General features: G+C 55.7%; 16 protein-coding genes and 3 tRNA genes. 13 read left to right on the plus strand and 6 right to left on the minus strand.

Annotated features, from left to right (window positions below; translation table 11 throughout):
- Window positions 1-10 precede the first annotated feature (10 nt).
- Both ACRDCA_RS09130 and frdA read right to left on the minus strand, forming a co-directional pair.
- A complete protein-coding gene (locus tag ACRDCA_RS09130) occupies window positions 11-745 on the minus strand; it encodes a succinate dehydrogenase/fumarate reductase iron-sulfur subunit (protein ID WP_024484774.1) in 735 nt (244 codons plus the stop codon).
- Complete coding sequence (frdA, locus tag ACRDCA_RS09135; protein ID WP_025122319.1) at window positions 738-2,540, minus strand: fumarate reductase (quinol) flavoprotein subunit; 1,803 nt, start codon at window positions 2,538-2,540, stop codon at window positions 738-740. Before frdA ends, ACRDCA_RS09130 begins: the two co-directional genes overlap by 8 nt.
- Window positions 2,541-2,941: 401 nt before the next feature.
- Between frdA and epmA the strand changes: the two genes are divergently transcribed.
- A complete protein-coding gene (epmA, locus tag ACRDCA_RS09140) occupies window positions 2,942-3,919 on the plus strand; it encodes an elongation factor P--(R)-beta-lysine ligase (RefSeq protein WP_438689246.1) in 978 nt (325 codons plus the stop codon).
- A gap of 50 nt (window positions 3,920-3,969) precedes the next feature.
- Here epmA and mscM read toward each other — a convergent pair whose 3' ends face one another.
- The 3 genes from mscM to rsgA form a co-directional block, all read right to left on the minus strand.
- Window positions 3,970-7,323 carry a miniconductance mechanosensitive channel MscM gene (mscM, locus tag ACRDCA_RS09145; protein ID WP_438689247.1) on the minus strand — a complete coding sequence of 1,118 codons (3,354 nt, stop codon included), beginning with the start codon at window positions 7,321-7,323 and terminating at the stop codon, window positions 3,970-3,972.
- Window positions 7,324-7,336: 13 nt separating this feature from the next.
- Window positions 7,337-8,233, minus strand: coding sequence for an archaetidylserine decarboxylase (gene asd / locus ACRDCA_RS09150; protein ID WP_438689248.1), 897 nt, complete (start codon window positions 8,231-8,233; stop codon window positions 7,337-7,339).
- 63 nt (window positions 8,234-8,296) lie between these two features.
- Window positions 8,297-9,346, minus strand: a complete 1,050-nt coding sequence (gene rsgA / locus ACRDCA_RS09155) for a small ribosomal subunit biogenesis GTPase RsgA (protein ID WP_438689249.1) — start codon at window positions 9,344-9,346, stop codon at window positions 8,297-8,299.
- 289 nt (window positions 9,347-9,635) lie between these two features.
- Between rsgA and orn the strand changes: the two genes are divergently transcribed.
- The 4 genes from orn (at window position 9,636) to ACRDCA_RS09175 (ending at window position 10,708) form a co-directional block, all read left to right on the plus strand.
- Window positions 9,636-10,181: an oligoribonuclease gene (orn, locus tag ACRDCA_RS09160; protein ID WP_024530195.1), complete on the plus strand. Its 546-nt coding sequence runs from the start codon at window positions 9,636-9,638 to the stop codon at window positions 10,179-10,181.
- A 181-nt stretch (window positions 10,182-10,362) separates the two neighbouring features.
- Window positions 10,363-10,438, plus strand: a tRNA-Gly gene (locus ACRDCA_RS09165).
- 64 nt (window positions 10,439-10,502) lie between these two features.
- A tRNA-Gly gene (locus ACRDCA_RS09170) sits at window positions 10,503-10,578 on the plus strand.
- Between the two features lie 54 nt (window positions 10,579-10,632).
- Window positions 10,633-10,708 (plus strand) — tRNA-Gly (locus tag ACRDCA_RS09175).
- Window positions 10,709-11,327: 619 nt separating this feature from the next.
- Here the strand turns inward: ACRDCA_RS09175 and queG are convergent.
- Window positions 11,328-12,467 (minus strand): tRNA epoxyqueuosine(34) reductase QueG, encoded by a 1,140-nt coding sequence (queG, locus tag ACRDCA_RS09180; RefSeq protein ID WP_438689250.1) that lies wholly within the window; start codon window positions 12,465-12,467, stop codon window positions 11,328-11,330.
- Here queG and nnr point away from each other — a divergent pair.
- The 8 genes from nnr (at window position 12,466) to hflK (ending at window position 22,196) form a co-directional block, all read left to right on the plus strand.
- On the plus strand, window positions 12,466-13,980 hold the full coding sequence (gene nnr, locus ACRDCA_RS09185) for a bifunctional ADP-dependent NAD(P)H-hydrate dehydratase/NAD(P)H-hydrate epimerase (protein ID WP_438689251.1): 1,515 nt from the start codon (window positions 12,466-12,468) through the stop codon (window positions 13,978-13,980). The genes queG and nnr overlap by 2 nt on opposite strands.
- A gap of 10 nt (window positions 13,981-13,990) precedes the next feature.
- Window positions 13,991-14,461, plus strand: coding sequence for a tRNA (adenosine(37)-N6)-threonylcarbamoyltransferase complex ATPase subunit type 1 TsaE (tsaE, locus tag ACRDCA_RS09190; protein ID WP_438689252.1), 471 nt, complete (start codon window positions 13,991-13,993; stop codon window positions 14,459-14,461).
- A gap of 7 nt (window positions 14,462-14,468) precedes the next feature.
- On the plus strand, window positions 14,469-16,214 hold the full coding sequence (amiB, locus tag ACRDCA_RS09195) for an N-acetylmuramoyl-L-alanine amidase AmiB (protein ID WP_438689253.1): 1,746 nt from the start codon (window positions 14,469-14,471) through the stop codon (window positions 16,212-16,214).
- A gap of 22 nt (window positions 16,215-16,236) precedes the next feature.
- Window positions 16,237-18,099 (plus strand): DNA mismatch repair endonuclease MutL, encoded by a 1,863-nt coding sequence (gene mutL / locus ACRDCA_RS09200; RefSeq protein WP_438689254.1) that lies wholly within the window; start codon window positions 16,237-16,239, stop codon window positions 18,097-18,099.
- Window positions 18,092-19,033: a tRNA (adenosine(37)-N6)-dimethylallyltransferase MiaA gene (miaA, locus tag ACRDCA_RS09205; RefSeq protein WP_438689255.1), complete on the plus strand. Its 942-nt coding sequence runs from the start codon at window positions 18,092-18,094 to the stop codon at window positions 19,031-19,033. Before mutL ends, miaA begins: the two co-directional genes overlap by 8 nt.
- A gap of 113 nt (window positions 19,034-19,146) precedes the next feature.
- Window positions 19,147-19,458 (plus strand): RNA chaperone Hfq, encoded by a 312-nt coding sequence (gene hfq, locus ACRDCA_RS09210; RefSeq protein ID WP_021179001.1) that lies wholly within the window; start codon window positions 19,147-19,149, stop codon window positions 19,456-19,458.
- Between the two features lie 98 nt (window positions 19,459-19,556).
- Window positions 19,557-20,837: a ribosome rescue GTPase HflX gene (gene hflX, locus ACRDCA_RS09215; RefSeq protein WP_438689256.1), complete on the plus strand. Its 1,281-nt coding sequence runs from the start codon at window positions 19,557-19,559 to the stop codon at window positions 20,835-20,837.
- Between the two features lie 90 nt (window positions 20,838-20,927).
- Window positions 20,928-22,196 (plus strand): FtsH protease activity modulator HflK, encoded by a 1,269-nt coding sequence (gene hflK, locus ACRDCA_RS09220; protein WP_438689257.1) that lies wholly within the window; start codon window positions 20,928-20,930, stop codon window positions 22,194-22,196.
- Window positions 22,197-22,198: the final 2 nt, after the last annotated feature.

Here is a 22,198-nt window from a genome sequence, read left to right on the forward strand (position 1 = left end):
CTCCCCTCCCTTATTGCGGTTTCAGCATTGCGATCATGAAGTCTTTGGCACTCTCAACCTTGCCCTGCTGGATCGCAGCGGCCGGGTCGACGTGTTTTGGACAGACTTCAGAGCAGTAGCCAACAAACGTACAGGACCAGACACCGTTCTGGCCGTTAAGCAGCGGCATACGCTGTTTCTTGCCGTGGTCACGGTTATCCAGGTTATAGCGGTGTGCCAGCGTAATGGCTGCCGGGCCGATAAATTCCTGATTAAGGCCGAACTGTGGGCAAGCGGCGTAGCACAGGCCGCAGTTGATGCAGCCGGAGAACTGGTGATACTTCGCCATTTGCGCCGGGGTTTGCACGTTCGGGCCATCTTCCGGCTTGCGATCGTTGCCGATGATGTAAGGCTTGATCGCTTCCAGGCTCTCGATGAAGTGGGTCATATCCACCACCAGATCGCGCTCGATCGGGAAGTTACCCAGCGCCTCAACCTTCATGCCGTCGGTATACTCACGCAGGAAGGTTTTACAGGCCAGCTTCGGCACGCGGTTGACCATCATGCCGCAAGAGCCACAGATGGCCATACGGCACGACCAGCGGTAGGACAGGTCTGGCGCCAGGTTATCTTTGATATAGCCCAGTGCGTCCAGCAGCGAAGTCTGCTCATCGTAAGGCACGCTGAAGGTCTCGAAATGCGGCTCGGCGTCGCGTTCCGGGTTATAGCGCATGACCTCGATTTTCAGGGTTTTCAGCTCAGCCATTCGCCTGCTCCTTATCCTTTCTCTCTTTGTCCTGCGCTTCGGCTGCTGCGCCGTAAACGCGCTTGGCCGGTGGCAGTTTGGTAATTTTCACGTCGCTGTACTCCAGGCGTGGTGCACCGTTCGGGTTATGGAACGCCAGCGTATGTTTCAGGAAGTTCACGTCGTCACGCTCGGTGCAACCTTCGTCGAGACGCTGGTGGGCACCACGTGATTCTTTACGGTTGAAGGCCGAGTGCGCCATACATTCGGCCACGTCCAGGCCATAACCCAGCTCGATGGTGTACAGCAGATCGGTGTTGAATACGCTGGAGTTGTCGGTGATTTTGACGCGCTTGAAGCGTTCTTTCAGCTCCGCCAACTTGTCGATGGTTTTTTGCATCAGCTCCGGCGTACGGTAGATACCGCAGCCTTCTTCCATCGACAGACCCATTTCGTCGCGGATCTTCGACCAGTTCTCGCTGCCTTCCTGTTTCATCAGGTTGCTGAGACGGGTTTCCACGTCGCGGCCTTGCGCTTCGAGGGCGCTGCCGTTGGCTGGGCCGCTTTCCAGTGCGCGGCGGGCTGCATGCTCACCGGCCACACGCCCGAACACCACCAGCTCAGCCAGTGAGTTGGAACCCAGGCGGTTTGCGCCGTGCAGGCCAACCGAGGAACATTCGCCGACGGCGAACAGCCCTTTGATACGGGTTTCACAGTTCTGATCGGTTTCGATACCGCCCATGGTGTAGTGCGCGGTTGGGCGTACCGGGATCGGATCCTTGACCGGATCGACGCCCACGTAAGCTTTTGACAGCTCACAGATGAACGGCAGACGTTCCAGCAGTTTCTTCTCGCCCAGGTGGCGCAGATCCAGATAGACCACGTCGCCGCGCGGTGTGGCGATGGTGCGGCCAGCACGCCATTCGTGCCAGAAAGCCTGCGATACTTTGTCACGCGGGCCCAGCTCCATATATTTGTTCTTTGGCTCGCCCAGCGGGGTTTCCGGGCCCATGCCGTAGTCTTGCAGGTAGCGGTAGCCGTCTTTGTTAACCAGAATACCGCCTTCACCGCGGCAGCCTTCGGTCATCAGGATGCCAGAACCAGGCAGGCCGGTTGGGTGATATTGCACGAACTCCATATCGCGCAGTGGCACGCCGTGGTGGAACGCCATCCCCATACCGTCGCCGGTGACGATGCCGCCGTTGGTGTTATAGCGATAAACGCGGCCTGCACCACCGGTGGCCATAATGACCGCGTTGGCACGGATCTGCACGCGAGTGCCTTCCATCATGTTCATGGCAACCACGCCGCGCGCCTGGCCATCATCTACCAGCACGTCCAGTACGAAGTGCTCGTCGAAGCGTTGGATTTGCGGGTATTTCAGCGAGGTCTGGAACAGGGTGTGCAGCATGTGGAAGCCGGTCTTGTCGGCGGCGAACCAGGTGCGCTCGATCTTCATGCCACCAAAGCGGCGCACGTTGATTGAACCGTCCGGTTTACGGCTCCAAGGGCAGCCCCATTGCTCCAACTGAGCCATTTCACGTGGGCAGCTGTGAACAAAGTGATCGACCACGTCCTGCTCACACAGCCAGTCGCCACCGGCTACGGTGTCCTGGAAGTGATAGTCGTAGCTGTCGTGATCCTGAGTGACTGCAGCGGAGCCCCCTTCGGCGGCTACCGTGTGGCTACGCATCGGATAAACTTTTGATATCAGAGCGATTTTCAGTTGGGGGTTGGCTTCTGCGGCGGCTATGGCTGCCCGTAAACCAGCTCCCCCGGCACCAATGATGGCTAGGTCGGCGTTAAAGGTTTGCACTGCACTCCTCCAGTATTCTTGTTAAAACGACAAATTAATAATCTATGCTTAATATTTATAAAAATGCTTCGGGTGCTAAGTTTGTTCAGCGACTTTTTAGACTAAAAACTAAGGATAGATAACTGCTACTCAATATAGGGTTATGACTATACCTAAAGTTAAGTAGTAGAAATTTGATGTGATCGATTGTTTTGTCTTTTAACCGCGACACAAGAGGCATTCCTGCAAAAAGAACGCGTTGCCTCGCCTTCGACTTTGATTAACGTGATTGTCGGTGGTTTATATGGCTTATATGTTTTTTATTATTTTAATGTAGACCAGCGCACACAATAGCCAAGGATTTGTTTGCATGAGAGGATGCGAGTAGACTGCACCCCCTGTTTGATTTCGGAGTAATTACCATGAGCGAAACGGCAAGCTGGCAGCCAAGTGCACCCATCGCCAATTTGTTGAAGCGCGCAGCGATACTGGCTGAGATCCGGCGTTTCTTTGCCGATCGTGGGGTATTGGAGGTTGAGACCCCGGCCATGAGCCAGGCGACGGTCACCGATATCCACCTGGTGCCGTTCCAGACGCGTTTCGTCGGCCCGGGCGCGGCAGATGGCCTGACGCTGTACATGATGACCAGCCCGGAATACCACATGAAGCGCCTGCTGGCGGCCGGTAGCGGCCCGATCTATCAGCTGGGGCGCAGCTTCCGTAATGAAGAAGCGGGGCGGCATCACAACCCTGAGTTCACCATGCTGGAATGGTATCGCCCGCATTATGATATGTACCGCCTGATGAACGAGGTGGACGATCTGCTGCAACAGGTACTGGATTGCGATAGTGCTGAAACTCTGTCCTATCAGCAGGCGTTCCTGCGTCATCTGGATCTCGATCCGCTGTCGGCGGAAAAAGCGCAACTGCGTGAAGCGGCGGCCAAGCTCGATCTGAGCAACATTGCTGATACGGAAGAAGATCGCGATACCTTGCTGCAACTGCTGTTCACCGTCGGCGTTGAGCCGCATATCGGCCGTGATAAACCGGCATTTGTTTACCACTTCCCGGCCTCACAGGCCTCGCTGGCAGAAATCAGCACGGAAGATCACCGTGTTGCCGAGCGGTTTGAGGTTTATTTCAAAGGCCTTGAGCTGGCGAACGGTTTTCGTGAATTGACTGATGGCGATGAGCAACGTCAGCGCTTTACGCAGGACAACCGTAAACGTGTGGCGCGTGGTCTGCCAGAGCACCCGATTGATAACAACCTGCTGGATGCGTTGAAGCATGGTATGCCGGAGTGTGCTGGCGTGGCGCTGGGGGTCGATCGTCTGGTGATGTTGGCGTTAGGAGCTGATAGCCTGAGCGAAGTGATCGCGTTTCCGGTTAGCCGGGCATAACTTTGTTGCATCAATGAAAAAGGGTTCGGCTTGCCGAACCCTTTTTGCTTTTATAACCCGCCTGACTCGCGACGAGTGTTGCGTGGTGGTGTCGATGCTGGCGTGCGGCCATTGCTGGTCATGCGCGATAGCGTCTCGGTACGCACCTGGAACGGTGGGTATGGCAGCGTGATGCCGTGCTCTCGGTAACCGGCCAGGATGAGCTGGTGGATCTCATGGCGCAACGGCATGCGGTGGCCCATTTCGGCGGCGTAGATACGCAGCTCGAAGATCTGGATACCCTGTTGCAGATCGACCAGATAAGCTTCCGGTGCCGGGTTATCGAGCACCAGTGAGCAACGCTCCGCCGAGTTGATCAGGATCTTGGTCACTTCTTCCGTATTCGCCTCTGCCGGCGCCGGTACGGTCAGCACCACACGGGTCAGCGTATCCGACAGCGACCAGTTGATAAACTGTTCGGTGATAAATGCCTTGTTGGGCACGATGATCTCTTTACGATCCCAGTCTGAAATGGTGGTGGCGCGGGTATTGATCTTGGTGACGGTACCCGTCAGGTTACGGATGGTGACCGTATCGCCGATGCGGATCGGTTTCTCAAACAGAATGATCAGGCCAGAGATAAAGTTGGAGAAGATCTCCTGCATACCAAAGCCCAAGCCCACGCTGAGCGCGGTAACCACCCATTGCAGTTTCGACCATTCAATACCGATCCAGGCAAAGCTGAGGATCGCGCCGAATAGCAGCAACAGATACTTGGTGATGGTGGTAATGGCATAGCCGGTGCCCGGCGTCAGATCCAGATGCTGCAACACCGCCAGCTCCAGCAAAGCAGGCAGGTTACGCACCAACTGCATGGTGACGATCAGCACCAGGATGGCGATCAGCACCGCTCCCATGGTGATCGGCTGGGCGATATCGATACCATTCACCGTGGAGGTCACATCCCACAGTTTGATATTTTCCAGGAAGCCGAAGGCTGAATGGATCTCGGACCACAGGACGATCACCGAGACCAGGGCCACCATCGTCAGGATCGAGCGCACCAGCCGCAATGACTGGGCGCTGATGGCGTCAAGATCGATTTCTGTGTCATCTACTTCGAGTGCGCCTTCGATGCTGTTCGGCGTATGTGAAGACTCGTCTTCGCCTTTGGCACGCTGCGCCAGGATATCGGCCCGGCGCTGTTTGGCACGGTCAAAGGCGATGCGGCGGCGCTGGATCAGCATCCAGCGGCGGATAATGTGGTAAATCACCAGCAGCAGGAACCAGATGGCGACTGAAGTTTCCAGCCGCGCCAGCAGCTTTTGTGCGGTGGTCAGATAGCCGACGGCAGAAGCCAGTGCTGCAATCAGCGGTGCGGAAAGCAGCAGCCCCCACAGCGCGGTGTTGATCAGATTCTCGCCGGAGCCTTTGTTATCCAGATATAGCGGAATACCGGCTCGTTTCAAACTGTTGGTGACCAGCGCCAGCGCCAGACACAGCAGAATAAAGCATAGGCGGCCCAGGGTATTGGAGAATTCGCGATCGTTGAAATTGTCGAAGGAGATCAGTGCCATGATCAACGGCACGATCAGCCAGATCGACATCTTATAATAACGCATGGCGCGAGAAACCTGCTTCGCCGGCCAGCGGAAATGGACGATGAACAGCCCTTGCGGATGGGCGAAGGCTGCGCTGATCATACAGACCCACAGCACCGGCAGCGTGGCAGTAACACCTTCACCGATCGCGACGGCCACCGGATATGGCCAGGCACTCTGCAAACCAAAGCCCAGCGCCGCCCACAATACCGGCAACGGCAAGGCCACGAGGATCGACCAAAATACGGTACGTAGCGTCAGCATGAACTCATCCTGCGTAACCTTGCCGACTCTACTGCTGGCCCGTGCCAGGAACGCATGGTAATGCTTGCGTGAACTGATGCTGAAGATCACCAACAGCACTGCACCAAACAATGGGATCACGGTTTCCCGGCTGGTGACCATCATTACGAAGGCACTGCTGAGCTGGGTCAGGGTATCCAATGACAGCACACGGGTAAGGTCCTGCGCCACGTTCAGAGGGTATGACAGGGTGATAGGGCTGATGTCTGGCACCCAGAACAGATAACGGTGTGCCGCATCCTGTATTTCGTTTAGCGCCTCGACCAACTGGGTGTTGGCCACCTTCAGTTTAGTCAGCTCAAGGATCTGGGTATCGCAGCCGGACAGTAACGAATTCAGTAGTTCGCGCTGGGTACGAATCTGGGCATCGACGATACGCTGTTGGGCATTGGTCAGTGGCGCACCATCGTCCTGTTTAAACTCTTTGGCTCGCTGTGGCAGGCTTTCCAGTTGGCTTTCAAACCGCAGACGCTGTACCCGCAGATCGGCCATGGCGCTGTCCAACTGCTGAGGCTTTGGCATCTCTGGCAGGATGGCAACCTGGGCACGCAGGGTTTCCCCCAGAGCGGTCGAGGCGCTCAGCCATTGGGACTGCTCGATAATAGTGCTCAACGCCTGACGTACCTGCAACGTTTGTGCGGCAGCACGGCGTTGTTGGGAAGAGATCAGTTCCATCTGCTGCGCCTGATCGTTCAATGCGGCAGAAAGTTCACGGTTGATTTGCAACTGTTTGCGCAGGCTGGCGGGCAAATCGCCATTTTGTTCGGCCAATTGCTCGGTTTTTTCCAGCGCCAGTTCTGCTTCACGCTGGCGTTGGCTATTGAGGTTATTACGCAGTGCCTGTAGCTGGACATCAATTTTTTCGTGGCGCTTCTTGTAAACTTCGGCGCGCATCCGCGCCAGTTCCTGACGGTTATTGGCCGAAAGCTGAGCCAATTCCAGCTCATCCACTTTCGCTTTACGTGCCGCCGCCTCGGCCTGTAACACGGCAAGCTGCGCCAACGCTAATGGCGTGGTCTGATTATTACCTTGTGCCTGCAAACGGCGCTGCACTTCCGTTAACGCGCGGCGGGCTTCGGTTTGCTGCTGTGGCAGTTGGCTGAGAGAATCGCTGATCTCACGCGTTCGGTCCTGCTCCTGTTGCAGCAGGCGGGCCTGTTCCAGCAGTTGGCTGCTGGTTTGCAGGATCAACTGCTCCAGATCGCTGGCGGGCAGGTTATCACCGTTGGGCAGGATTTTGGCTTCTTCGATGGTGAGCTGACGGCGCAGTTCCTGCGTCATCTTCGGGAAATCGTCGATCACCCGCTGATACTGCTGGGAATTGTTTTGCGACTCTTTGCGTTCGGTGAGCCAGTTGAGGGCGCTTTGCAGCGCCTCAACCGTTTCCGCCTGATTAGGCGCGTTTTTATTGCCCTCGGCCAGCTTCAGTTCTTGCCGTAGCTGGGACTCGTTGGGGATCGTGGCGGCCAGAACCGGCTGGATCAGTAGCAGGCTGAGCAATAACGAGATAATCAGGCGCACAGCTTCAATTCCCTTAGGTCTGCGGTGTGACGGTTGCGTCTGGCGCGGCCGCGGTTTCGGCAAAAGCCTGGCCCATGCGGGTCACGGTACCGTTGTTCAGGTGTGGAGCGAACTGCACGCTGCCAGGAGTGAACAGGTTGATGACCGTGGAACCGAGTTTGAAGCGGCCCATCTCTTCACCTTTGACCAGTTGGATAGCACCTTCCATACCTGCGGCCGGGTAGGTCCAGCGGCGGATGATGCCTTCGCGTGGTGGCGTGACGGTACCGGCCCAGACGGTTTCGATGCTGCCGACAATGGTTGCACCGACCAGGATCTGCACCATAGGCCCAAAGGCGGTATCAAATACGCAAATCACCCGCTCATTGCGCGCAAACAGGTTTGGTACGTTGGCGGCGGTCAGCGGGTTGACCGAGAACAGATCGCCCGGTACGTAGATCATTTCGCGCAGTACGCCGTCGCAAGGCATATGGACGCGATGGTAGTCGCTTGGGGCCAGGTAGGTGGTGGCGAACAGGCCGTTACGGAAAGGTTCCGCCAACAGATAGTTGCCTGCCAACAGGGCTTCCAGCGTGTAGTTATGGCCTTTGGCCTGGAAAATCTGATCGTCGCGGATCGCACCGAGCTGGCTGATAGCGCCATCTGCTGGCAGTGCCAGCACGTGAGGTTCCGCCACGATCGGGCGTGCGCCGTCACGTAATGGGCGAACGAAGAACTCATTGAACGTGGTATAGGAGGCCAAATCCGGGTTCTGTGCTTCCTGCATCTGAACGCGGTAATAGCGGGCGAACGCTTTTACCACCAGCGTTGTCAGCCAACCGGCTTGTTTATCTGCGCCCCAGCCAGCCAGGCGGGTTAACGCCAGCTTTGGCAGCCAATACTGTAATTTAATTTTGATGCTATCCAGCACATTAACCTCTTAAAAGGGGATATCAGAGCGGGTGTGATGATGAGCGCACACCCGCACGGTGGATCAGTTAGTTGCGTCCGGGAAGTTTTTGCGGGTTTTAACCTGCGCCATACTTTCCAGGATGCGGTGATAGTTGTCGAAACGCTCTTTGGCAATCGCGCCACTTTCCATTGCGGCGCGAATGGCGCAGCCTGGATCGGTGTCGTGACGGCAGTCGCGGAATTTACAACCGCCTAAATAGTCACGGAATTCGACATAGGCCTGGGTGACCTGCTCAGGATCCAGGTGCCAAAGGCCGAATTCACGTACGCCAGGGGAGTCGATCACATCGCCACCGTGCTGGAAGTGATACAACCGCGCTGCCGTGGTGGTATGTTGCCCCAGGCCGGAGACGTCGGAAACCTGATTTACCAGAATTTGCTTTTCTGTCTGTGGCAGCAGGGCATTCAACAGGCTGGACTTGCCCACGCCGGACTGCCCGGCAAAGATGCTGATACGCCCGACCAGCGCCTGCTCAAAGGCTTCCATCCCTTCACGGGTCTGGCTGGAGACTTCCAGAACTCGATAGCCGATATGACGATAGATATCCATCATGCCGTCGACCGTTTTGCGCGCTTCGGCATCCAGCAGATCGACCTTGTTGAGGACGATCAGCGGCTCGACTTCCAGCGTTTCGCAGGCGACCAGGTAGCGATCGATCATATTGAGGGAAAGTTCGGGTAAAATGGCCGAAACGATGACGATCTGATCGATATTGGCGGCAATAGGTTTAACACCGTCGTAGATATCCGGGCGGTTCAGCACCGAGGTACGTTCGTGCACTGCCTCAACGATGCCTTTAACTCCTGCATGGGTGCCTACGCCGGGGCGCCAGACCACGCGATCGCCGGTAACCAGCGAGCGTAGGGTGCGGCGAATGTTGCAGCGATGCTGGGTGCCATCTGCGGCCTCAACGTCGGCATGCATGCCAAAGCGGCTGATAACGATCCCGTCTTGCGGTTCGCCCAATTGGGAATCATCCAACTCCGGCTTCTTGTCAGTGCGCTTCAGGCGACGCTGATGGTTGGCGTGTACGCGGCGTTCTTGACCTTTGGACAGTTTGTTCTTACTCACTGAGCCTCACTTGAATCGGCATTTATCGCTCGGGGCGAGCAAAAAGGCTATGATACACACTATTTTATATGAAATAACCGTTGTATACCCGTCGTCTTTCAAGCCGCAGCGTTGTTACCTGCGCTTACTCACCCCAGTCACTTACCAAAGTAAGCTCCTGGGGATGACTAAGCTTGTCGCCTAGCTGCGGCTTGAAATCCATAGGGCATATAGCCGCCACGCACGTTGGCATTGGCCACGGGGAAGCCCGTGGTTCGTTTATTCTTTCGGCTTTTACGCAGGAAAAATCATGACAGGAAACGAAAACAACCTGATTTGGATCGATCTGGAGATGACCGGGTTGGACCCTGAACGCGATCGCATTATCGAGATTGCGACGTTGGTGACCGATGCCAACTTGAATATCCTTGCCGAAGGACCGGTGATCGCAGTGCATCAATCCGATGAGCAACTGGCGCTGATGGATGACTGGAACGTGCGGACTCATACCGGCAGCGGGCTGGTGGAGCGGGTCAAAGCCAGCCAGCATGATGACCGTGCCGCCGAGTTGGCCACCATTGCTTTCCTGCAAGCGTGGGTTCCTGCGGGTAAATCCCCTATCTGTGGCAACAGCGTGGGCCAGGATCGCCGTTTCCTGTTCCGCTATATGCCGCTGTTGGAAGCCTACTTCCATTATCGTTATCTGGATGTCAGTACCTTGAAAGAACTGGCACGCCGCTGGAAGCCGGAGATCTTGCCTGGTTTCAAAAAGCAGGGGACTCACCAGGCGTTGGACGATATCCGCGAATCCGTTGCGGAACTGGCGTACTACCGCGAACATTTTATTCAGTTGTAATGCATGTAGTGCCCCTGAGCGCCTTAATTGGCGCTTAATCCATCATTTAGGTGTTTAAAACAGCAATCAAACAAAAAACGCGTTTTTTTGCTTTCAGGGGCTTGCAGCAGAAAGGATTTCTCGTATAATGCGCACCCCGTACCGATGAAGAATTTCATTCTATTCACCATCGTTACGCCGGGCGGGAATAGCTCAGTTGGTAGAGCACGACCTTGCCAAGGTCGGGGTCGCGAGTTCGAGTCTCGTTTCCCGCTCCAAATTCTACAATGCTGCTGATGTAGCATGAAGAAGAAAAAGTAGTTAAAGTAGTAACCATGCGACGCGGGAATAGCTCAGTTGGTAGAGCACGACCTTGCCAAGGTCGGGGTCGCGAGTTCGAGTCTCGTTTCCCGCTCCAAAAATTTCAAAGGCCATGCTGTTGATTGTTGGCCGGATGCTCAAGCATCTCAATGCGGGAATAGCTCAGTTGGTAGAGCACGACCTTGCCAAGGTCGGGGTCGCGAGTTCGAGTCTCGTTTCCCGCTCCAATTTCTTCTTATCAAAACGTCAAAACCCCATAAATTAGCATTCATACGTTCAGTTTTCTGCAACGTGAATACGCCTGTCCGCTAAACATCTCGAACGTTTTATCGCTACCTCGTTACCATGAAAATGGTCGGGTTCTACAGTTGTTTCTGGGGGAATAGTCGAATACTTAACGTTGACAATCAGGTTATAGCCAGGCTGCCGAGCTATTGCCGTAAGTAAGGCAAAACAAGCTTGAAAACGGCGTCGAATGTGTCTAGAATCAGCCCGCTGACTGAGGACCGATGAATAACCTTGGCCTTTTAAGCACCATCTATAGTTAAATCCCCATACTCGTTTTCCTCGGATAAAGTCAGTTCTACGCTGCTTTAGGCGCGGATTTCTTTTCGGTTATACCTGGCCGGACCGAATGTTGTGAACAGAGTTATCCACAGCTTACGGACATAATGCCCGTAGTTTAAAAAAGCAACATCGCGCAATTAAAATTTTTATCTTGTTGATAAAAATCAATATTTATTTCTTATAAAACGTTATCCCGATCACTTGCTCTTTTTGTGAGGCTTGAAAGACAACACATTTTTATTTTTATGCACAAATCCACAGGGTAGCTGTGGTGGTTTTTTAAGCATCCCTCGGTAATCCTTTCTCGACTGCCCGAATTAAACGTTTTTTCTGCATAGTCTGCACTTCAACGGTCAAGGCTTCACGACGCGCCAGTTGTTGAGCCAGCGCCCAGTTGATGTGCTCGTCCAACATCGGATCCTGACCTTGCCTTGTCTGTAAACTGAGGACGATCTGATCGAGATAAGGGGCATTGCCAAGGGCGACCGCGATATTGCGCAACCAACGCAAATGGCCGATACGTCGGATAGCCGATCCTTCGGTGATACGGAGAAACTTTTCTTCGTTCCAGCCAAACAGTTCGATCAGGTGCGGGGCATGCAGTGCAGCGCGTGGGCTGAAATCGTCTTCATCCGTCAACTGCGAAAAGCGATTCCACGGGCAAATCAGTTGGCAATCGTCGCAGCCATAGATGCGATTGCCCATCAGGGGCCGGAACTCTTCTGGGATCGCGCCTTCCAGCTCGATGGTCAGATAGGAGATGCAGCGGCGGGCATCAACGGTATAAGGGGCAACGATGGCTCCGGTTGGGCAAGTGGTGATGCAGGCCACACAGCGGCCACACTGCTCTGCTTGCGGTTTATCCACCGGCAGGGGCAGGTCGATCAATAGCTCGCCAAGAAAGAACCAGGAACCCGCTTCACGGTTGAGGATCAGTGAGTGTTTACCAACCCAACCGATACCCGCCTTCGAGGCCAGCGCCCGCTCCATGATGGGAGCCGAATCCACAAAGGGGCGGAAATTCAGCTCGCCGCAGTAAGCCTGGATTTGATCGCCGAGTTTTTTTAGCCGTTGGCGCAGCAGTTTGTGGTAATCGCGCCCTAGCGCATAGCGGCTAACGTAGCCCAACTCCGGATTTTGTAACGTACTGGCGAACGCGGCTTTAGCAGGCAGGTAGTTCATGCGCACGCTGATGACCCGCAAAGTACCGGGCAATAATTCGTGGGGCCGTGCGCGCATCATGCCGTGGCGTGCCATCCACTCCATCTCGCCGTGGTATTGCTTATCCAGCCACGCCTGCAATCTGGGTTCTTCCGCGCTGAGATCGGTATCGCAGATCCCTACCTGCTGGAATCCTAGCGATTGCCCCCATTGCTTGATATGTTGGGCTAGTTGATTGAGATCGAGGGGGTGTGTCATGACGGGCCATAGTGAGAAACAATACCGTTCCAGTTTACCACACTCTGTTTGGTCTGCAGACTGGATCCGGCAGGCAGAACCTGCTGCTGCCGCGTCGTTGGGCCTCTCTTTGTACTCGTTAATGCAGCGTGCCGGTGCGGCGGCCTATGAACTGGCGTGTGATCGGTATCCGGCCAGTCGGCATTGGCTGGTACTGTGTGGGCATGGCAATAACGGTGGTGATGGTTATGTGGTTGCTTATCTGGCCCGTGCGGCGGGCATCAAGGTAACGCTGATTGCCTGCGAGGGAGTTCGTCCATTACCGTCAGAAGCCGCTACTGCGCGGCAAGCCTGGTTGCAAAGCGGCGGTGAAGTTCTCCCCTCAGACAGTCGTTGGCCAGCGGACTTTGATCTCATCATCGATGGTTTGTTAGGCACCGGATTGGGGGCCGCCCCCAGAGCACCTTATGATGCCCTGATCGAGGCGGCCAATCGATCCGATGCACCAGTGATTGCTCTGGATATCCCTTCTGGCCTGCTGGCTGGAAGCGGAGCCGTGCCGGGAGCCACTATCCGCGCAACCCACACGCTGACGTTTATTGCTCTCAAGCCTGGGTTGCTGACCGGGCAGGCACGCGATTGGGTGGGGCAATTGCATTACAGTACGCTAGGATTGACGGACTGGCTGGCATTGCAGCCCCCGCAGATTGAGCGGCTTACGGCTGGCGATTTAGGCCGGTGGCTGAAGCCTCGCCGTCCTTGTTCTCATAAAGGGGAGCATGGGCGTTTGTTACTGATTGGCGGCGATCATGGTTTTGGCGGAGCAATCCGTATGGCAGCGGAAGCGTCGTTGCGTGCCGGGGCCGGATTAGTGCGAGTACTTACTCACAGTGAGAACATTGGACCGCTGCTGACCGCCCGGCCTGAATTGATGGTACAGCGCCTGAGTGATGATACCCTGCAACAGGCGTTGTGCTGGGCCGATGTGGTGGTGATTGGCCCGGGGCTTGGCCAGGGTGATTGGGGCCATAATGCGTTGAAACAGCTGCAAGCTAGTGATAAACCAACCTTATGGGATGCGGATGCGCTTAACTTGCTGGCATTACACCCCGAGAAGCGTCAGAATCGTATCATTACCCCGCACCCTGGCGAAGCCGCACGATTATTGAGCTGCCGCACGGCTGAAATTGAGAGTGATCGCTTACTTGCAGCCCGCAGGCTAGCGGCGCAATACGGCGGCGTTGTGGTGCTGAAAGGCGCAGGCACGTTGATCGCCGATGAGCATGGAGAGATGGCGATCGCCGACGTTGGCAATGCGGGCATGGCGTCCGGTGGCATGGGAGATGTGCTGTCAGGCATCATTGGTGGTTTGCTGGCGCAAAAGCTGCCGCTGTATGATGCTGCCTGCGCGGGCTGTGTAGTGCACGGCGCGGCGGCAGACGATGTTGCTGCAAAACAAGGAACAAGAGGATTACTGGCCACCGATCTGCTGCCGGTGATCCCTCATTACGTTAACCCCCAGTTGGCAAAATAGACATTATCGAATGAAAGAACTCGTTTTACCGCTGCCGGATGAGGCAGCCACAGTCGCACTGGGTGCCGTGTTGGCCCAGGCGTGCGATCGTGCCAGCGTGATTTATCTTTATGGCGATTTGGGTGCCGGTAAAACCACCTTCAGCCGCGGCTTTTTGCAGGCGTTAGGCCATCAGGGCAATGTAAAAAGCCCGACCTATACGCTGGTAGAACCTTATGCATTGCACCCGCTGGCAGTGTTTCACTTTGATCTTTATCGCCTGGCCGACCCGGAAGAACTCGAATTTATGGGCATCCGCGACTATTTTGCCCAGGACTCGATTTGCCTGGTGGAATGGCCACAGCAGGGTACCGGCGTACTGCCCGATCCCGATCTGGAACTGCATCTCAGTTACCATGACGAAGGGCGGCAGGCACAGCTTCGGGCGGTTTCTACCTATGGCGAACAGCTATTAGATCGTATCCAGGGGCAACAAGGATGACGCAGCAATGAGGTATGGGTTAAAAAGAGTTGCTGTTATTGCCTTGCTGGCGTTGCTGGGGCCGTTTGGTGCCTGGGCGGCGTCGTCTCTCTCCGATGTCAAAGTGACCAACGCCCAGCGGGAGGCGATAGTTACGGTGAGCTTTACCGGTCCGCCTGACTATTCCTTTGCCACGCTGCATGGGCCGGATAGGGTCGTGCTGGATGTTAACCAAACGGGCAAGGTGGGCGGTCTGCCGTTGAACTTCAGCGGCCAGAATCTGCTAAAAAGCATTCGTTCCAGTAAGCCGAAAGATGCGCAAAGCGTTCGCTTGGTGTTTGATTTAACCCAACGCGCCAAAACTCGCACCAGCACCCGACAGCAAGGTAATACTCACATCGTGGTGTTTACTATCACCTCTGAGGCCAGCGCGAAAACCAACACCGTTCGCAAGGCTCCAGTACCCGCGCCGGTACCGGTGGTGAGCGAGCCTGTGCGTAAAGCGCCGGCAACCTCGAGCAGTTCAAATCCGTTCACCCCTACCAAGTCGGAAGCGGTATCAGGTACGGCAACCGGGATTACCCCGCGTAGCAGCCGGGTGTCTGCCGGTTCTGGCGATAGGGTGGTGGTGGCGATTGACGCCGGCCACGGTGGGCAAGATCCTGGCGCTATCGGGCCAAATGGCCTGAAAGAGAAAAACGTCACCATCGCCATTGCCCATCGCCTGCGTGCCTTTTTGGATGCTGATCCGATGTTCAAAGCGGTAATGACCCGCAACGGAGATTACTTTATTTCGGTGATGGGCCGCTCTGACGTAGCGCGTAAGCAGGGGGCCAACATATTGGTTTCCATTCATGCGGATGCCGCACCTAACCGCAGCGCCAAAGGGGCTTCGGTGTGGGTGTTGTCTAATCGCCGGGCCAACAGCGAAATGGCCGGTTGGCTGGAACAGCATGAGAAACAGTCCGAACTGCTGGGTGGTGCGGGCGATTTGCTGGCTAACAGCCAGTCTGACCCCTATCTGAGCCAGGCGGTGCTGGACTTGCAGTTTGGCCATTCGCAGCGTGTCGGCTATGACGTAGCCGTCAAAGTCTTGCAGCAGTTACAGGTTGTAGGGTCATTGCACAAACGCCGTCCGGAACACGCGAGCCTGGGAGTGCTGCGTTCACCGGATATTCCATCCTTGTTGGTGGAAACCGGGTTTATCAGTAATAGCACGGAGGAGCGACTGCTGGGCAGTAGCGCATATCAGGATAAAATTGCACGGGCGATCCACAACGGCCTGCGCAGTTATTTCCTGGCGCATCCGCTACAAGCCGACCCAAAGGTGGAAAACCGTCCGCTGGACGTCGCAGCGGCGGTTAACTCCACGACAGAAGATCTCAGACAGCCTGAGCCGGTGACCATCCCGGCCAGAAGCAGCGCCAGCACGGGAAAAACGCAGATCCACGTGGTGCAGCGGGCGGAAACGCTTTCCGGTATTGCCACCCGCTATGGCACCAGCATGGCGGCGTTACGTGAGCTGAACAAGCTGAAAAAGGATGGTGTTTGGGTCGGCCAGCGTCTGAAGGTCCCTGCCGGGAAAAAGGCGGCGGCATCGGTTCAGACCAAGGCCAAAAGTACCAAACCGGGCAAACATAAAGTGACTCGTGGTGATACGCTGTCATCCATCGCGGCGCGTTATGGTGTCAGCGTCAGCGAGCTTAAGCGGGTTAACAAATTGAAGTCGGATGTTGCGCCGCTGGATCGGACGCTGATCATTCCGCAGGCTTGATGCCAAACACAGAGGGAGCCGCATGCCTATCCAGGTTTTACCGCCACAGCTAGCCAACCAGATTGCCGCCGGAGAAGTGGTCGAAAGGCCTGCGTCGGTAGTGAAGGAGCTGGTAGAAAACAGCCTGGATGCCGGGGCAACGCGGATTGATATTGATATTGAACGCGGCGGAGCCAAACTGATCCGCATCCGTGATAACGGTTGCGGCATTGGCAAAGCCGACCTGGCCTTGGCGCTGGCACGCCACGCCACCAGTAAAATCAGCACGCTTGATGATCTGGAAGCGATAGTCAGCCTGGGCTTCCGTGGTGAAGCGTTGGCCAGTATCAGTTCGGTCTCCCGCCTGACGTTGACCTCACGTACGGCGGAACAGAGCGAAGCCTGGCAAGCCTACGCCGAGGGGCGCGATCAGGCGGTCACCGTCAAACCGGCAGCTCATCCGGTAGGCAGTACGCTGGAAGTTCTCGATCTGTTTTACAACACCCCTGCGCGGCGTAAATTCATGCGCACGGAAAAAACCGAATTCGGCCATATCGACGAAGTGGTGCGGCGCATTGCGCTGGCCCGTTTTGATGTGGCGATCAATCTCAGCCATAACGGCAAGCTGATGCGCCAATATCGCGCAGCCAAAGAAGAAAGTCAGCATGAGCGGCGTCTGGCCAGTATCTGTGGCCCGGCCTTCTTGCAGCATGCATTGGCGATTTCCTGGCAGCATGGCGATCTGAACATCCGCGGTTGGGTCGCCGATCCGCAAGGGGCGCGCCAGCTTGGCGAAATGCAGTATTGTTACGTCAACAGCCGGATGATGCGCGATCGGCTGATCAATCATGCCATCCGTCAGGCGTATCAGGATCAGTTGAAAGACGATCAGCAGCCTGCCTATGTGTTGTATCTGGAAGTGGACCCGCATCAGGTGGATGTCAACGTCCATCCGGCCAAGCACGAGGTGCGTTTCCATCAGGCTCGGCTGGTGCATGACTTTATCTACCAGGCCGTCACCACGGTATTGCAGCAGGTGGGCAATACCGAGCTGCCGTTAGCAGAAGAAAATAGTGTGCAGGAAACTCCGGCCTGGCAGCCGGAGAACCGCGTTGCTGCCGGTGGTAACCATTTCTCCCAGCCTGCGCCACAGCGTGAACGTCAGCCTGCTGCACCCACTGCGGCCCGTGAACGTGCACCGCAGCCCGCCTATCAGGCCGGTGCGGCTTATCAAAAGCGTGAAGGCGAGCTGTATGGCAAGCTGTTGCAGGCTACGCCACCCACCGAGACGGTAAAACAGCCGCTGTTCCCACCGGTTAATACCGTGCAGGAGACTCCGCTCGCCGGGAGCCAGCACAGTTTTGGCCGCGTCCTGATGATTTGCCCGCCAAGCTATGCGCTGGTTGAACAGCGTCAGCAACTGGCATTACTGAATCTGACCATGGCCGAACGCTGGCTGCGTCAGGCACAGCTCTGCCCGCCGGTAGAAGGCCTACGGCCGCAGCCGCTGCTGATCCCGATTAAGCTGACGCTGAACAAACATGAAGCAGCCGCCTGCGTGCAACACCAGGCGCTGCTGGTCAAAATGGGGCTGGAACTGCAATCCGACCATGGGCGTGTGACCTTGCGCGCAGTGCCTTTACCATTACGCCAACAAAATTTACAAAAGTTGATACCCGAGCTGTTAGGCTATCTGGCCGAACATCAGGAGATGTCGCCGACGGTGCTGTCCATCTGGATCGCCAGCCAATTAGGCAGCGAACATGACGTGTGGAACAGCCCGCAAGCGATACAATTGTTGACAGAAGTTGAACGACTTTGCCCGCAGTTGGTCAAATCCCCTCCGGCCGCTCTTTTACAACCCGTTGATTTGCAGGCTGCATTGGCAGCGCTTAAGCATGACTGAAACTGAAATGAACCCTCGTCCCCCAGCTATTTTCATCATGGGGCCAACGGCCTCTGGCAAAACTGCCCTGGCGATGGCGCTGCGTGAGCGGCTGCCCGTCGAACTGATCAGTGTCGACTCCGCCCTGATTTATCGCGGTATGGATATCGGCACTGCCAAACCCTCGGCGGAAGAGTTGGCTCAGGCACCGCACCGGTTGATTGATATCCGCGATCCTGCGCAAGCGTACTCGGCGGCAGATTTCCGTGCCGATGCATTGCAGGAAATGGCCGATATTACCGCCGCCGGGCGTATTCCGCTGTTGGTAGGGGGCACAATGCTTTATTTTAAGGCGTTGCTGGAAGGTTTATCGCCGTTACCTTCTGCCGATCCGGCAGTGCGTGAGCAGATCGAGCAGCAGGCGGCGGAGCACGGTTGGGAGGCTTTGCACCGCCAATTGCAGGCGATTGACCCAGTTGCAGCCTTACGTATTCATCCGAATGATCCACAGAGACTCTCCAGAGCACTGGAAGTTTTTTTCATTTCGGGTAAAACTTTAACTGAGCTGACTAAAATTTCAGGTGAATCGTTGCCGTATCATGTTCACCAATTTGCGATAGCGCCAGTTAGCCGGGAGTTGTTGCATCAACGTATCGAGCTGCGGTTCAATCAGATGTTGGCGGCGGGTTTTGAGGCGGAAGCGCGTGCACTTTTTGCACGGGGTGATTTGCATACGGATTTGCCTTCCATTCGCTGTGTCGGTTATCGCCAGATGTGGTCATATTTTTCTGGCGAGATTAGTTACGATGAGATGGTTTTTCGAGGTATTTGCGCAACACGTCAGTTGGCCAAACGCCAGATGACCTGGTTACGGGGTTGGGAGTCGGTTCGGTGGTTGGACAGTGAAAAGCCGGGAGAGGCTTTGGACTCGGTAACACAGGTTGTTAGTGCATAGGTTGAGTGATTGTGTACAATTGATGAGTATTCAGCGCGCAAATTTTTTAGGTCGTTTATTTTGAGCCGATAGGTTCTTAGTTAAAAACAACAAACAAATAAGGAAAAGATAGAATGGCTAAGGGGCAATCTTTGCAAGATCCGTTCCTGAACGCATTGCGTCGTGAACGTGTTCCGGTTTCTATTTATTTGGTGAATGGTATTAAGCTGCAAGGCCAGATTGAGTCTTTTGACCAGTTTGTCATCCTGTTGAAGAACACGGTGAGCCAGATGGTTTATAAGCACGCTATCTCTACCGTTGTTCCATCGCGCCCGGTATCGCACCACAGCAACACCCCGAGCAGCGGCGGCACCAGCAATTATCACCATGGTAACAACCCGTCTGCGCCGCAACAGCCGCAGCAGGAAAGCGATGACGCTGAATAAAGCGCGTTGCGAGTCAACCATGACGGGGAGCATAAGCAGCGAAGTGCTGTTTATGTCCCCCAAACTCGCGGTTTTGTTCCGTTTGAGAGGTTGCACGCTTGTTTGACCGTTATGAAGCCGGTGAGCAGGCCGTACTGGTTCATATCTATTTCTCACAAGACAAAAATACGGAAGATCTCAGTGAGTTTGAATCACTGGTGTCCTCTGCGGGCGTCGAGGCTTTGCAAGTGGTTACTGGTAGCCGCAAAGCACCTCACCCTAAATACTTTGTCGGTGAAGGAAAGGCCGAAGAAATTGCAGATGCGGTGAAAGCCAGCGGCGCGTCTGTTGTCCTGTTTGATCACTCCCTTTCCGCAGCGCAGGAGAGAAATCTTGAGCGCCTGTGTGAATGCCGGGTGATCGATCGCACCGGGTTGATTCTAGACATCTTTGCCCAGCGTGCCCGTACCCATGAAGGTAAGCTGCAGGTAGAGCTGGCGCAGCTGCGTCATATTGCCACCCGTCTGGTTCGTGGTTGGACTCACCTTGAGCGTCAGAAAGGGGGGATTGGCCTGCGCGGGCCAGGGGAGACTCAGTTAGAAACCGACCGCCGTCTGCTACGCGATCGTATCAGCCTGATCCTGCGCCGTCTTGAACGCGTAGAGAAGCAGCGCGATCAAGGGCGACGAGCGCGTACCCGTGCCGATGTGCCAACCGTATCGCTGGTGGGTTACACCAACGCCGGCAAATCAACCCTGTTTAACCGAATTACGTCTGCCGGAGTGTATGTGGCGGACCAGCTATTTGCCACCCTGGATCCTACCCTGCGCCGCATTGAAGTGGCGGACGTAGGTGATACCGTGTTGGCGGATACCGTAGGCTTTATCCGGCACTTGCCGCACGATCTGGTTGCTGCGTTTAAAGCGACGCTGCAAGAGACGCGCCAGGCCTCCCTGTTGTTACATGTGATCGACGCCGCGGATACCCAGGTGGAAGAGAACATCGAAGCGGTGAACGCCGTGTTGGCAGAGATTGAGTCGGATGAGATCCCTACACTGTTAGTGATGAACAAAATAGATATGCTGGATGATTTTGTCCCGCGTATCGATCGCAACGAGGAAAATCTACCGATCCGAGTGTGGCTGTCCGCCGCCAGCGGCGAAGGTATCCCGTTGCTATTTCAGGCGTTGACGGAGCGCTTATCGGGGGAAATCGCGCATTTTGAGCTGCGCTTACCGCCACAGGCAGGCCGTCTTCGTAGCCGTTTCTACCAGCTTCAGGCAATTGAGAAAGAATGGAATGAAGAGGACGGCAGTATCGGCGTGGTGGTGCGTATGCCGATCGTGGAGTGGCGTCGCCTCTGCAAGCAGGAACAGGAACTGATTAACTTTATCGTATGATCATATCCTGTTACATTTGTGTGCTCGCTCAACGAGAGTGGGCTAAGCATTAGCCTGAAGTACCCAATCACAGAATAATGGAGCTAAAACATGGCGTGGAATCAGCCCGGTAATAACGGACAGGACCGCGACCCGTGGGGGAGCAGCAATAATAATGGCGGCAACTCTGGCGGTAACAATAAAGGCGGTCGCGATCAAGGGCCTCCGGATTTAGACGATATCTTCCGCAAGCTGAGCAAGAAATTGAGCAGCCTGGGCGGCGGTGGCAAAGGCTCCAACGGCAATAACAGCGGTGGCACGGGCTCAATCGGGCCGGGCTTCAGTGGCAAAATTGTCGGTATCGCTGCGGTAGCCGTGGTGGTGATCTGGGCCGCCAGCGGCTTCTACACCATCAAAGAAGCCGAGCGCGGTGTCGTCACTCGCTTTGGTAAGTTCAGCCATCTGGTGCAGCCAGGCCTGAACTGGAAACCGACGTTTATCGATCAGGTTCGCCCGGTTAACGTGGAGTCGGTCCGTGACCTGTCTGCGTCCGGTGTGATGCTGACTTCCGATGAGAACGTGGTGCGCGTTGAGATGAACGTGCAGTACCGCGTTTCCGACCCGGCAGCCTACCTGTTCAGCGTAACCGATGCCAACGACAGCCTGAGACAGGCGACAGACAGCGCATTGCGTGGCGTTATCGGTAAATACACCATGGACAAGATCCTGACCGAAGGCCGTACTATCGTACGTAGCGACACTCAGCGTGTACTGGAAGAAACCATTCGTCCATACAAGATGGGTATCACTTTGCTGGACGTCAACTTCCAGGCTGCACGTCCGCCGGAAGAGGTGAAAGCCGCGTTTGATGATGCGATCGCCGCACGTGAGAACGAGCAGCAATCCATTCGTGAAGCAGAAGCCTACGCCAACGAAGTTCAGCCGCGTGCCAACGGTGCTGCACAGCGCCTGCTGGAAAATGCGCGCGCCTACCAGGCCCAGACCGTTCTGGAAGCCCAGGGTGAGGTCGCTCGTTTCGCCAAGCTGTTGCCAGAGTACAAATCTGCCCCGGAAATCACCCGTGAGCGTCTGTACATCGAAACCATGGAAAGAGTGTTGAGCCACACCCGTAAGGTGTTGGTGGCAGACAACAAAGGCAATAACAATCTGATGGTGCTGCCACTGGATCAGATGCTGCGCGGTGCTGGTAAGTCAGCAGCCGAAGGTAGCAGAGATGCCGGTCAGAACCTTCTCGCCCCTGCGCCAGCCTCCACGACTTCAACGGATGCGAGCACCAGCAGTTCCAGCAGTGGTTCCATCATGGACCAACGCCGGGCTAATGCGCAGCGTAGCGACAACACACGCGTAGGGAGAGAATAATC

It is taken from the genome of Serratia sp. (in: enterobacteria) (genome assembly GCF_051654945.1).
Taxonomy (GTDB): domain Bacteria; phylum Pseudomonadota; class Gammaproteobacteria; order Enterobacterales; family Enterobacteriaceae; genus Chania.

Coding starts and splice junctions, on each gene's coding strand:
- ACRDCA_RS09130 (WP_024484774.1), bottom strand. CDS start 745: ATGGCTGAGCTGAAAACCCTGAAAATCGAGGTCATGCGCTATAACCCG.
- epmA (WP_438689246.1), top strand. CDS start 2,942: ATGAGCGAAACGGCAAGCTGGCAGCCAAGTGCACCCATCGCCAATTTG.
- orn (WP_024530195.1), top strand. CDS start 9,636: ATGACAGGAAACGAAAACAACCTGATTTGGATCGATCTGGAGATGACC.
- nnr (WP_438689251.1), top strand. CDS start 12,466: ATGACGGGCCATAGTGAGAAACAATACCGTTCCAGTTTACCACACTCT.
- queG (WP_438689250.1), bottom strand. CDS start 12,467: ATGACACACCCCCTCGATCTCAATCAACTAGCCCAACATATCAAGCAA.
- tsaE (WP_438689252.1), top strand. CDS start 13,991: ATGAAAGAACTCGTTTTACCGCTGCCGGATGAGGCAGCCACAGTCGCA.
- amiB (WP_438689253.1), top strand. CDS start 14,469: ATGAGGTATGGGTTAAAAAGAGTTGCTGTTATTGCCTTGCTGGCGTTG.
- mutL (WP_438689254.1), top strand. CDS start 16,237: ATGCCTATCCAGGTTTTACCGCCACAGCTAGCCAACCAGATTGCCGCC.
- miaA (WP_438689255.1), top strand. CDS start 18,092: ATGACTGAAACTGAAATGAACCCTCGTCCCCCAGCTATTTTCATCATG.
- hfq (WP_021179001.1), top strand. CDS start 19,147: ATGGCTAAGGGGCAATCTTTGCAAGATCCGTTCCTGAACGCATTGCGT.
- hflK (WP_438689257.1), top strand. CDS start 20,928: ATGGCGTGGAATCAGCCCGGTAATAACGGACAGGACCGCGACCCGTGG.